Here is a 10,290-nt window from a genome sequence, read left to right on the forward strand (position 1 = left end):
GAGGAGATTCGGAGGGACGCAAATGAACCACCTACGCCGCCGCCAGGTCACCGCCCTGATCACGGGCGCCCTGCTCACCGCGGGCGTCGCACTGGCCGCACCGGCCTCCGCCGCCACCCGCGCCCCGACCCCGCTCGTCGTGAACGCCCGCTGGGGCGGGCACTGCACGTACGACCGGCTGGTCATCGACCTCCAGGGGTACGTGCCCCCGGTCACGGTCACCCCCGTACCCGAGCTGGTCTACGACGGGTCCGGCAAGCCCGTGCCGCTGGCCGGGAAGCACTTCCTGTCGATCCGGCTGCACCCCGCCGCCGGGCACGACGACGCGGGGAACAACGTCTACCAGGGCCCGAAACTCCAGAAGATCCACCTGAGCAAGCTCAAGGGGATCGCCCTGACCGGCGACTACGAGGGCTACGTCACCTTCGGCGCCGCCTTCGACACCGCTCCCACCCACAGCACCTCCGTCCTGCACTCGCCCGAGCGGCTCGTCGTCGACTTCCCGCATCCCGCCACGTGCTGATCACCGGTGCCCGGGGCGTCGTACGCCCCGGGCACCGGATCCGCCCCAGCTCGCCGGGCGGAGTCTCATCTGGCCGCCGGACCCGAGGGGGCTTCAGCGGTGCTCGGGGTTCGGGAAGTCGAAGCGGCAGCCCGCGTCCCACTCGGAGCGCTGGTTGCCGTGCGCGGGCATGCCGCCGGCGCGCTTGAGCAGGGCGGCGAGGTGCATCAGGTTCCAGGACATGAAGGCCGTGTTCCGGTTGGTGAAGTCGTTCTGCGGGCCGCCCGATCCGGGGTCGAGGTACGAGGGTCCGGGCCCGGCCTCGCCGATCCAGCCGGCGTCGGCCTGCGGCGGGATCGCGTAGCCGAGGTGCTGGAGGCTGTAGAGGATGTTCATGGCGCAGTGCTTGACGCCGTCCTCGTTGCCGGTGATCAGCGCTCCGCCGACGCGCCCGTAGTAGGCGTACTGGCCGTGCTCGTTCAGGATCGAGGAACAGGCGTAGAGGCGCTCGATGACCTGCTTCATCACGGAGCTGTTGTCGCCGAGCCAGATCGGGCCGCACAGCACGAGGATGTCGGCGTCCATGATCTGGCTGTAGAGCACCGGCCACTGGTCGCTCTCCCAGCCGTGCTCGGTCATGTCCGGCCAGACGCCGGTGGCGATGTCGTGGTCCACGGCGCGGATCAGCGAGGTCCGCACGCCGGCCGCGGCCATGACGGCGCGGCTCTTGTCGATGAGGCCCTCGGTGTTGCTGGTCTCGGGCGAGCGTTTGAGCGTGCAGTTCACGTAGACGGCGGTCAGGTCCGAATAATCGAAGTCAGCGGCCACTCCCCCACCCTCCCGGCCGCCGTCCGGCCCGGCCACCGGACCGCGTCCGTCCGGATTGGGGCGGGTTGTTACTGGTCCGTCCGGGCGACTAGGGTCAGCGGGCCTTGGTGTTCGGGAAACCGGTGGGAAACCGGTGCGGCCCTCGCCACTGTGAACGGGAAGTCCGGCTCCACTCTTGCGGGAAGCCACTGGGCTGCGCGGGAGGTTCCGCGCCGCCCGGGAAGGCGGAGACAGGGCATCAGCACCCGTGAGCCAGGAGACCGGCCGGGGTGCGTTGTCCATCCACGAGGTGCTGGAGAGGTCTCCCCACTCATGCATATAGCCGAGGGGTTTTTGCCCCCCTTGCACGCGGTCGCCTGGGGCGCCGCGTCCGCTCCCTTTGTCGTACACGGCGTCCGCGCCCTCACCCGCGAGGTGAAGGCCAATCCGGAGAGCACTCTGCTCCTCGGGGCGTCCGGAGCGTTTACCTTTGTCCTTTCCGCCCTGAAGATCCCTTCGGTGACGGGCAGTTGCTCACACCCCACCGGCACCGGGCTCGGCGCGATCCTGTTCCGGCCGCCGATCATGGCGGTGCTCGGCACGATCACCCTGCTCTTCCAGGCCCTGCTGCTGGCCCACGGCGGCCTGACCACCCTCGGCGCCAACGTCTTCTCGATGGCCATCGCGGGCCCCTGGGCGGGCTACGGGGTCTACCGGCTGCTGCGGCGCTTCGACGTCCCGCTGATGGTGACCGTCTTCTTCGGCGCCTTCTTCGCCGACCTGGTCACCTACTGCGTCACCTCCGTCCAGCTGGCGCTGGCCTTCCCCGACGAGGCCACCGGATTCCTCGGCTCGCTCGAGAAGTTCAGCGAGATCTTCGCGCTCACGCAGATCCCGCTCGCGGTGAGCGAGGGCCTGCTGACCGTGCTCGTGATGCGGCTGCTGATCCAGTCGAGCAAGTCGGACCTGGTCCGGCTCGGCGTCGCGAAGCTCACCGCCGCCAAGGGCGCCACGAAGCAGGAGGCGGCGCTGTGATGAGCCGGAACGCGAAGATCAACACCCTGCTGCTGCTCCTGGTCGCGGCGCTCGCCGTCCTCCCGCTCGCGCTGGGGCTGGGCGATGACAAGGAGGAGCCGTTCACGGGCGCCGACGCCCAGGCGGAGTCGGCGATCACCGAGCTGAAGCCGGACTACGAGCCGTGGTTCTCGCCCCTGTACGAGCCCCCGTCCGGGGAGGTGGAGTCCGCGCTGTTCGCCCTCCAGGCGGCGCTCGGCGCGGGGGTGCTCGCGTACTACTTCGGCGTCCGCAAGGGCCGCCGCCAGGGCGCGGCGCAGGCCGCCGCCGCCTCGGACACTGCCTCGGTCTCCTCCCCGGTCGGCGCCCCGGTCGCCGCGCCGGCCGCCGCGCCGGAGGCGTAGCGCGGTGCTGCCGATCGACGTCGCGGCGCACGGCAGCCGCTGGCGCCACCGCCACCCGCTGGAGAAGGCGCTGCTGGGGGTCGGGCTGACCGTCACCGCGGTGTGCCTGCCGCCGTGGCCCGGCGGGCCCCTGGTCGCCGCCGCCGCCCTCGCGCTGCTCCTCGGCCCCGCCGGGGTGTCCCGGCGGCAGTTGTGGCGGGCCTTCCGGGCCCCGCTGGGCTTCTGCCTGACCGGCGCGCTGCCGCTGCTGTTCGCCGTCGGCGGTCCCGCCGGGTTCGTCTCGCTCGCCTCCGACGGCCCGCGCCATGCGACGGAACTCCTGCTGCGCACCTCGGCGGCCTCCCTCGGCCTGCTGCTGTTCGCCTTCACCACCCCCGTCTCGGACGTGCTGCCGCGGCTGGTGCGGGCGGGGGTGCCGGCCCCGGTGGTGGACGTGGCCCTGGTCATGTACCGGATCGGCTTCCTGCTGCTGGACTCGATGGCCCAGGTCCGCCAGGCCCAGGCGGCCCGCCTCGGGCACACCGGCCGGGCCGCGGTGTGGCGTTCCCTCGCGGGTCTCGCCGCGACCTCGTTCGTACGGGCCTTCGACCGCGCGGCGCGGCTCCAGGTGGGGCTGGCCGGGCGGGGTTACGACGGGGCGCTGCGGGTGCTCGTACCGCAGGCCGCGCTGTCGTGGCGGTTCCTCGCGGCGACCGGCGCCCTGCTGAGCGCACTGATCACCCTGACTCTCCTGCTGAAGGGGCTTTACCTGTGAGGCCGTTGGTGGAACTGGTGGATGCGGGCTACGCGTACGAGGACGGCCCGGCCGTCCTGTCCGGCGTGGACTTCGGCATCACGCAGGGCCGGGCGCTGGTGCTGCTGGGCCGCAACGGCAGCGGGAAGACCACGCTGATGCGGCTGCTGAGCGGGGGCCTTCGGCCGGGCACGGGCGCGCTGCGGCTCGACGGCGCGGAGGTGAGCCACGACCGCAAGGGCCTGACGCGCCTGCGCACGGCGGTCCAGCTGGTGGTCCAGGACCCGGACGACCAGCTCTTCGCCGCCTCGGTGGAACAGGACGTGTCCTTCGGCCCGATGAACCTGGGCCTGGCGCCCGAGGAGGTACGGGCCCGCGTGGACTCGGCGCTGGCCGCGCTGGACATCACGGCCCTGCGCGACCGCCCGACGCACCTGCTCTCGTACGGGCAGCGCAAGCGCGCGGCCATCGCGGGGGCGGTGGCGATGGCGCCGCGCGTGCTGATCCTGGACGAGCCGACGGCGGGCCTCGACCCGGACGGGCAGGAGCGGCTGCTGGACGCCCTGGCGGGCCTGCGCGAACGGGGCACCACGGTGGTCATGGCCACGCACGACGTGGACCTGGCGGTCCGCTGGGCCGACGACGCGGCGCTCCTGACCCCGTCGGGCATCCGCCTCGGCCCGGCCGAGACCCTCCTGTCGGACCCCGCCCTGCTGGCCTCGGCGGGCCTGCGCCGGGCCTGGTCCCCGACGGTGACGGCCTTCCTGCGCGCCCACGGCCTGCTGGGCCCGGACGCCCCCGGCCCGCGCATCCCGGAGGCGTTGGCCGCCTGGCGGTAGACGACGACGGCGCCGCAGGTCCCGCGGGCCCCCGCAAACTTAGGATGGCCGCATGTCGCTGCCGCACGCCATCCTCACCGCCCTGCTCGAGAAGCCCTCGTCCGGGCTGGAGCTGACCCGGCGGTTCGACAAGTCGATCGGCTACTTCTGGTCGGCCACGCATCAGCAGATCTACCGGGAACTCGGCCGGCTGGAGGAGGCCGGGCTGATCCGGGCGCTGCCCAGCGAGGCGCCCGTGCGCGGGCAGAAGAAGGAGTACGAGGTCCTGCCCGACGGCAGCGCCGAGCTGGCCCGGTGGGTCGGCGAGAGCCAGGACCCGAAGCCGATGCGCGACCCGCTGCTGCTGCGGATCCGCGCGGCGGGCGTGGTGGGCCCGCAGGGGCTGGGCGCGGAGCTGCGCCGGCATCTGGAGCTGCACCGGGGCCAGCTGGCGGAGTACGAGGCCATCGAGGCGAAGGACTTCCCCCCGCAGCGGGACGCCGTCGAGGACCGGCTGCGCCGGCTCGTGCTGCACGGCGGGATCGCCCTGGAGAGCTTCTGGCTGACCTGGCTGGAAGAGGCCCTCACCGAGCTCGAGGACCTGACGGCCCGGGACGGCGGCAGCGCGGTCTGACTCGGCCCCGCGTGGCAGGCCGGGGCCCGGCTTGCAGCAGGTTATACGAAATCGTATAGTCCAAAATCATGAAGTCCGAAATCGCGCCATCCGAGTGGTCGGCCCTGCTCGCGCTCCAGCGGGCCACCCACGCCACCCTGCAGGTGCTCGCAGCGGAGCTGGTCGACCTGGACCTGACGCCCTCCGAGATCAACGCGCTGGCCAATCTCGCCGACGGCCGGGGCCGGACCGTGTCCGAGCTCGGCGCGGCCGTGGGCACCCGCCCCACCACGCTGACCAGCGTGCTGGACCGCCTGGAACGACGTGGGCACATCACCCGCGGCACCCGCCCTGGAGACCGCCGCGCGGTGCTCATCGAACTCACCGCTTCCGGCGAGGTGGCCGCCGCCACGATCCGCCGGGCCATCGCCGACCTGGAGCGTCGCGCACTGCACGGCCTGCCGGCCGACACCATCGCCTGCCTGCGCGCCGCCCTGCAAGCCCTGACCGAGGTGTCCTCATGACCGCCCAGCCCGCCGACTTCGACGCACTGATGGCCGAAGTGACCGCGACCGCCGGGAAGTTCGGCCATCGGGAGCACGTACATCTGACATGGCTGGCCGTGCGACGGTTCGGCACGCCTGCGGCGGTCGGCCTGGTCAGCGACGGCATCCAGCGCACCGCGCGCTACGCGGGCGCGCCCCAGAAGTACCACGCGACCGTCAGCCGAGCCTGGGTGGAACTGGTGGGCCATCACGCGGCCGAGCACGGCGACGAGGACTTCACCGCGTTCGCCGGCCACCACCCCGTCCTGCTCGACAAGCGCCTTCTGACCCGCTTCTACCGTCCGGCGACGCTGGCCGGCTCACAGGCGAAGACCGGCTGGGTCGAGCCGGACCTGACCCCGTTCCCTTGGCAGGACACCGGTCGGCGGCGATCGCCGGACCGGTCTCGGACCGCTCCGGCCGCCGGGTGACCCGGCGCCTGACGCGCCCCCGCTGCGACAGGCGGGCGGGGGCGGATGCGAGGCCTACTTGTTCAGGGAGGCCCAGAACTCGTCGAAGCTGAGGAGCTTGTCGCCGTTGGAGTCCTTGGCGGCGATCACGGCGTCCGCGACCGCGCCGGTGACGTACGCGTCACCCATCGCCTTCATGGCCGCGCTGTACTCGTCGGCCGTGACGAAGCCGTCGCCGTCCGCGTCGAACTTGCCGAACGTCGTCCGTGCGCTCTCGATGTCCGCCACTGGGTCCACCCCTTCTTGGTGCTTGTTGACCGGCTCAGGGTAGCGGCCTGCGGAGCCTGCCGTTCCCGCGGGTCCCGTTCGAGCGGCAGATAGATATTCCATTACCCTTCCGTAATGCGGAAGCGATAATTCCAGCCAACAAATCCGGCCCCCACTTGTCACGCTCCGGGGCCACGGCATAACGTACTGACATTGCCGCCACACCAGGAGCGCAGGGCTCCCAGGGACAAGCGGCAACAAGGGCGACACACAGGTGACGATCACAGCCGACGCATCATTCGAAGTTCTGCCCTTCACCCGCACCTGCCGCCATATCTGGGAAGACGGCGACCATGTGCTCATCGGAGTGAGTCCTGGAAACAGCTACTTCAGTTCCGAGCGCATCACCAGCCTCGCCCGATGGGCCACGACCCGCTTCGCGCAGGTCGACTTCGTCTACGCAGACCTCCACGTCGACCGGATGTTCGCCGCCTTCGGCTACACCCGGGAACACGCCGAGAAGCGCGCGACGAAGGAAATCAAGGCAGTCCGGCGGCGGATTCTCAAGGGCGTGGAGGAATCAGGGCCTCCGCTCCCCGAAATCCGAGTGAGGGCACTCTCGGAGTTCCAGACGAATCCCGTCTACCAACTACTGCACCGGCGCGTACTGCATTTTCTGGAGACCGACGACGAATTCCGCAAGGGCTGCGAGAAAATGGCCCTTCATTTTGTCGGCTCCAAGTTGCCGGAAGGTGAATCCATCACGGACAGCCAGTTGCAGGTCTGTTTCGATTACATGGCGGCCGAGCTGCCGTTCTTCGTGGACACCCCGAGCATTCTCGACGTGCCGTCCTCGGTGGCGGCCTACCACGTCAAGATGCCGATGACCGATGTCCTGTTCGCGCGGGGCGGGGGCCTGCGCGCGACCCGCAACCAGGCGTACGCCGTCGTACGGCCCGAACCGGCCGGGGCCACGGGCGCCGTACCGCACACGAACCACGCACCGACCGAAGGGAACGTCGATGAGCGTCGAGCAGCTTGAGGGCCAGGAGACCCGGGAGCAGCCGCTCCTCGACTTCCCGCTCTCGCGGCGCGGTGACGTCCTCCCGGAGGAGTGCACCTGGCTGCGCGAGAAGGCGCCCGTCGCGAAGGTCCGTACCCTCACCGGGGACCCGGCCTGGCTGGTGAGCAGCTACGCGCTGGCCAAGCAGGTGCTGGAGGACGAGCGCTTCAGTCTGAAGGACACGGCGAACGCCGGGGTTCCGCGCCAGTACGCGCTGACGATCCCGCCCGAGGTCGTCAACAACATGGGCAACATCAACAGCGCGGGCCTGCGCAACGCGGTGATGAAGGCGCTCAACCCGCGCCAGAAGGGGCTCCGGGACCGGCTGCGGGCCACGGCCGGCGAGCTCATCGACCGGCTCGTCACCGAGGGCGGCCCGGCGGACCTCCGGGCGGGGTTCGCCGACCCCTTCTCGGCGGCCATGCACTGCCAGGTGCTGGGGGTGCCGTTCGAGGACTGGCGGCGTCTGATGTCGGGGCTGGACGTCGCGTTCATGACCGCGCGCGAGCCGTTCGCCGACTCGGCGCTCAACTGGTACAAGGACGTCGGCTACTTCACCGATCAGCTGAAGGCGCAGCTCGCGCTGCCTCCCGAGGAGCGTACGGGGCTCCTCGGCAGGTTCGCCGAGCTGAAGGAGGCGGACCCGGAGTCGGCGCACCTGACCGACGACATGTTCGCGACCGTCGCCGTCTCCCTCTTCGGCGCGGGCGCGGTGTCCACCTCGGCCTTCCTCACCCTCGCCGTACTGGCGCTGCTCCAGAGGCCCGAGCTGATCGGGTATGTGCGCAAGCACCCGGAGCGCATGGGCAAGGCGGTCGACGAGCTGCTGCGCTGGAACCTGTCGGTGGGTGACGGCCTGCCGCGCATCGCGATGGCGGACGTCCAGGTCGGCGACGTGCTGGTGAAGGAGGGCGAGCTCGTCCTCGTCCTGCTGGAGGGGGCCAACTTCGACCCGGAGGCCTTCGAGAACCCGGACGAGCTGGACCTGGAGCGCGAGAGCCCCAACGCCAACCTGGCCTTCGGCGCCGGCCGGCACTTCTGCCCGGCCTCCGCACTGGGCCGGGCGCACGCCGAGATCGCCCTGGAGGCGCTGGTCGAGCGACTGCCCGGGCTGCGGCTCGCGGTGCCCGCGGAGAACCTCGTATGGCGCACCGGCTTCATCAAGCGGCTGCCGGAGCGGCTTCCCGTCGCCTGGTGACCCCATGACGGTGCCCCGGGAGCTGTGCGAGCTCCCGGGGCACTTTCGCGTTGCCTACCGGAAGATGCCGGTGTGGCCCAGCGAGTAGCGGCCGGGCTGCGGGTACACGGCGAGGCCGTGGGGACCGCCGCCGACCGGGATCTTGGCGATCTCCCTGCCGCTGGCCGTGTCGATCGCGTAGACCTCGGAGTTGTAGCGGCCCGACAGCCACAACACCTTGCCGTCGGCGGAGACCCCGCCCATGTCGGGGCTGCCGCCCTCGGGCAGCTCCCACTTCTTCGTCAGCTTGTTCTGCTTGAAGTCGAAGACCGAGATGCTGCCCTCGCCGCGGTTGGAGATGTACATCTCCCTGGAGTCGCGGCTGACGTACAGGCCGTGGCAGCCCTTTCCGGTGGGCAGCAGCTTGGGGGTGTCGAACTTGTCGCCGCTGAGCACCCACATGCCGTGCGCCATCATGTCGGCGACGTAGAAGGTCTTGCCGTCCGGGGAGACCTTGACGTCCTGCGGCATCGCGCCCTCGAACGGCAGTTTCTGCTGGCCGATGACCTCCATCTTCTCCGTGTCCACCTTGAGGAGTTCACCGGAGAACTCGCAGGAGACGATGAAGTACCGGCCGTCGGCGGAGAAATCGGCGTGATTGACGCCGAAGCAGGTCACCGGGACGGTTTTCACGCGGTTCATCGTGTGCGGGTCGCGGAAGACGAGTTCCTTGTCCATCGACGCCATGACGATCGCGTACTTGCCGTTGGGCGTGAAGTACAGGTTGTACGGGTCGTGCACCTCGACGGGATCGCCGGCCTCGCCGGTGGCGGGGTTGATCGGGGTCAGCGTGTGGCCGCGGTTGTTGTTGACCCAGAGGGTCTTCATGTCCCAGGACGGGACCACGTGCTGGGGCTGGACGCCGACGGGGATGGTGTCGATGACCTTGTAGGTCGCCGGGTCGATGACGGACACCGTGTTGGAGTTGGTGTTCGGTACGTACACGCGGGACGGGAAGTCCTTGACCACCGGGGAGAGCTTGTTCGGCCGGTCGGCGGCGTACACGTCATTGGGGTCGAGGACCGGTGGCATCCCGGCGAGGCCGGGCGGCGCGGCCGGAACGGCTTTGACGGGGGGCGCGACCGGCCCCTTGGTGCCCATGGCCTCGGCGGGTGCCTTGTCGGCGGCTCCGCAGCCGGCGAGGGCGGCGAGGACCAGACCGGCCAGCAGCGCGGTGGCCTTCCGGGGAAGGCGGATGGTCGTCATGGGGTCAGCAGCTCCGTGGTGGTCACCGCGCGCAGCTTGCGGCGCGCGAGTTCTTCGAGGAGGGGCGGCATCGCGTCGACCGTGTCCGCGTAGCCGAAGTGCAGGCTCACCACCGATCCGCCTTGGATCGTCCCGGTGACGTTGCGGATGACGGCCGCGGCGCCGGGCGAGGTGAAGTCGAGGGAGTCGACGTCGTACGAGAGGACGTGCGGGTAGCCCGCCCGCTGGGCGAGTTTGCGTACGAGCGGGCTCGCGTACTGGGTCTGGGAGGGGCGGAACCAGGTGCCGATGGACCCGGTGAGCCGCTTGAGGCGGTCGGCGCAGCCGGTGATCTCGGCGTACGCCCGGTCCTGCGGCATGTCGTTGATCGCAAGGTGGCGCTGGGTGTGGTTGCCGAGCTCGTGGCCGCCGTCCAGGACCCGCCGGGCCATGTCCGGGTGGGCGTCGAGCCAGGTTCCGATGGCCAGTACGGTGACCCGCGCGCCCGCCCGTTCCGCCTCGGCGAGCACGGCCTTGGCGATGGCGGGGTCGCCGTTGCCGTGGAAGGTCAGGGCGACCCGGGGGCGCTCGCGCGGCCCGTGCCCGATCTCGACGGGCTGCCCGGCGAACCGGCGCGGGCCGGCCGCCGCGGGGACGGGCTTGGCCGGGGCGGCGGCTTTGGCGGGCGCCGT

At 71.0% G+C, this 10,290-nt stretch carries 14 protein-coding genes and 1 riboswitch; of the genes, 10 read left to right on the forward strand and 4 right to left on the reverse strand.

The genetic code is table 11. From position 1 onward, the window contains the following. The first annotated feature begins 22 nt into the window (after positions 1 to 22). Positions 23 to 523 (forward strand): hypothetical protein, encoded by a 501-nt coding sequence (locus ACFWBF_RS14795; protein WP_385600594.1) that lies wholly within the window; start codon positions 23 to 25, stop codon positions 521 to 523. Between the two features lie 93 nt (positions 524 to 616). On the opposite strand, the gene ACFWBF_RS14800 is transcribed toward ACFWBF_RS14795, so the two are convergent. Continuing rightward, positions 617 to 1,330 (reverse strand): flavodoxin family protein, encoded by a 714-nt coding sequence (locus ACFWBF_RS14800; RefSeq protein WP_385600596.1) that lies wholly within the window; start codon positions 1,328 to 1,330, stop codon positions 617 to 619. A 65-nt stretch (positions 1,331 to 1,395) separates the two neighbouring features. Next, positions 1,396 to 1,614, forward strand: a riboswitch (cobalamin riboswitch). A gap of 28 nt (positions 1,615 to 1,642) precedes the next feature. Between ACFWBF_RS14800 and ACFWBF_RS14805 the strand changes: the two genes are divergently transcribed. From ACFWBF_RS14805 to ACFWBF_RS14835, 7 genes are all read left to right on the forward strand, one after another. After that, complete coding sequence (locus ACFWBF_RS14805; protein ID WP_385600599.1) at positions 1,643 to 2,344, forward strand: energy-coupling factor ABC transporter permease; 702 nt, start codon at positions 1,643 to 1,645, stop codon at positions 2,342 to 2,344. After that, positions 2,344 to 2,727 (forward strand): energy-coupling factor ABC transporter substrate-binding protein, encoded by a 384-nt coding sequence (locus tag ACFWBF_RS14810; protein WP_385600602.1) that lies wholly within the window; start codon positions 2,344 to 2,346, stop codon positions 2,725 to 2,727. Before ACFWBF_RS14805 ends, ACFWBF_RS14810 begins: the two co-directional genes overlap by 1 nt. A gap of 4 nt (positions 2,728 to 2,731) precedes the next feature. Next, positions 2,732 to 3,481 carry a cobalt ECF transporter T component CbiQ gene (cbiQ, locus tag ACFWBF_RS14815; protein WP_385600605.1) on the forward strand — a complete coding sequence of 250 codons (750 nt, stop codon included), beginning with the start codon at positions 2,732 to 2,734 and terminating at the stop codon, positions 3,479 to 3,481. Continuing rightward, the gene (locus ACFWBF_RS14820; RefSeq protein ID WP_385600607.1) at positions 3,478 to 4,299 is read left to right on the forward strand and encodes an ATP-binding cassette domain-containing protein; all 822 of its coding nucleotides are present in this window, start codon (positions 3,478 to 3,480) and stop codon (positions 4,297 to 4,299) included. The genes cbiQ and ACFWBF_RS14820 overlap by 4 nt, the downstream gene beginning before the upstream one ends. Positions 4,300 to 4,351: 52 nt before the next feature. Then, entirely contained in the window at positions 4,352 to 4,912 is a 561-nt protein-coding gene (locus ACFWBF_RS14825; RefSeq protein ID WP_385600610.1) for a PadR family transcriptional regulator, read from the forward strand. A gap of 68 nt (positions 4,913 to 4,980) precedes the next feature. Beyond that, positions 4,981 to 5,415, forward strand: coding sequence for a MarR family winged helix-turn-helix transcriptional regulator (locus ACFWBF_RS14830; RefSeq protein WP_385600613.1), 435 nt, complete (start codon positions 4,981 to 4,983; stop codon positions 5,413 to 5,415). After that, on the forward strand, positions 5,412 to 5,867 hold the full coding sequence (locus tag ACFWBF_RS14835; RefSeq protein WP_385600616.1) for a hypothetical protein: 456 nt from the start codon (positions 5,412 to 5,414) through the stop codon (positions 5,865 to 5,867). The genes ACFWBF_RS14830 and ACFWBF_RS14835 overlap by 4 nt, the downstream gene beginning before the upstream one ends. A gap of 54 nt (positions 5,868 to 5,921) precedes the next feature. Here ACFWBF_RS14835 and ACFWBF_RS14840 read toward each other — a convergent pair whose 3' ends face one another. Further along, on the reverse strand, positions 5,922 to 6,134 hold the full coding sequence (locus ACFWBF_RS14840) for an EF-hand domain-containing protein (RefSeq protein WP_385223889.1): 213 nt from the start codon (positions 6,132 to 6,134) through the stop codon (positions 5,922 to 5,924). Between the two features lie 253 nt (positions 6,135 to 6,387). Here ACFWBF_RS14840 and ACFWBF_RS14845 point away from each other — a divergent pair, with 253 nt between their 5' ends. After that, the gene (locus ACFWBF_RS14845) at positions 6,388 to 7,155 is read left to right on the forward strand and encodes a tRNA-dependent cyclodipeptide synthase (protein WP_385600618.1); all 768 of its coding nucleotides are present in this window, start codon (positions 6,388 to 6,390) and stop codon (positions 7,153 to 7,155) included. Next, positions 7,136 to 8,374 carry a cytochrome P450 gene (locus tag ACFWBF_RS14850; protein ID WP_385600621.1) on the forward strand — a complete coding sequence of 413 codons (1,239 nt, stop codon included), beginning with the start codon at positions 7,136 to 7,138 and terminating at the stop codon, positions 8,372 to 8,374. Before ACFWBF_RS14845 ends, ACFWBF_RS14850 begins: the two co-directional genes overlap by 20 nt. Positions 8,375 to 8,428: 54 nt before the next feature. Here the strand turns inward: ACFWBF_RS14850 and ACFWBF_RS14855 are convergent, their stop codons facing one another. Together ACFWBF_RS14855 and ACFWBF_RS14860 are read right to left on the reverse strand one after the other, a co-directional pair. Then, complete coding sequence (locus ACFWBF_RS14855) at positions 8,429 to 9,619, reverse strand: YncE family protein (RefSeq protein WP_385600624.1); 1,191 nt, start codon at positions 9,617 to 9,619, stop codon at positions 8,429 to 8,431. Further along, on the reverse strand, positions 9,616 to 10,290 hold a 675-nt coding region (locus ACFWBF_RS14860), incomplete at its 5' end, for a polysaccharide deacetylase family protein (RefSeq protein ID WP_385600627.1). The genes ACFWBF_RS14860 and ACFWBF_RS14855, both read right to left, overlap by 4 nt.

Origin of the sequence: Streptomyces sp. NPDC060028 (genome assembly GCF_042736725.1) — a bacterium.
Classification (GTDB): Bacteria; Actinomycetota; Actinomycetes; order Streptomycetales; family Streptomycetaceae; genus Streptomyces.

Coding starts and splice junctions, on each gene's coding strand:
- ACFWBF_RS14795 (WP_385600594.1), top strand. CDS start 23: ATGAACCACCTACGCCGCCGCCAGGTCACCGCCCTGATCACGGGCGCC.
- ACFWBF_RS14805 (WP_385600599.1), top strand. CDS start 1,643: ATGCATATAGCCGAGGGGTTTTTGCCCCCCTTGCACGCGGTCGCCTGG.
- ACFWBF_RS14810 (WP_385600602.1), top strand. CDS start 2,344: ATGAGCCGGAACGCGAAGATCAACACCCTGCTGCTGCTCCTGGTCGCG.
- ACFWBF_RS14825 (WP_385600610.1), top strand. CDS start 4,352: ATGTCGCTGCCGCACGCCATCCTCACCGCCCTGCTCGAGAAGCCCTCG.
- ACFWBF_RS14830 (WP_385600613.1), top strand. CDS start 4,981: ATGAAGTCCGAAATCGCGCCATCCGAGTGGTCGGCCCTGCTCGCGCTC.
- ACFWBF_RS14835 (WP_385600616.1), top strand. CDS start 5,412: ATGACCGCCCAGCCCGCCGACTTCGACGCACTGATGGCCGAAGTGACC.
- ACFWBF_RS14850 (WP_385600621.1), top strand. CDS start 7,136: ATGAGCGTCGAGCAGCTTGAGGGCCAGGAGACCCGGGAGCAGCCGCTC.
- ACFWBF_RS14855 (WP_385600624.1), bottom strand. CDS start 9,619: ATGACGACCATCCGCCTTCCCCGGAAGGCCACCGCGCTGCTGGCCGGT.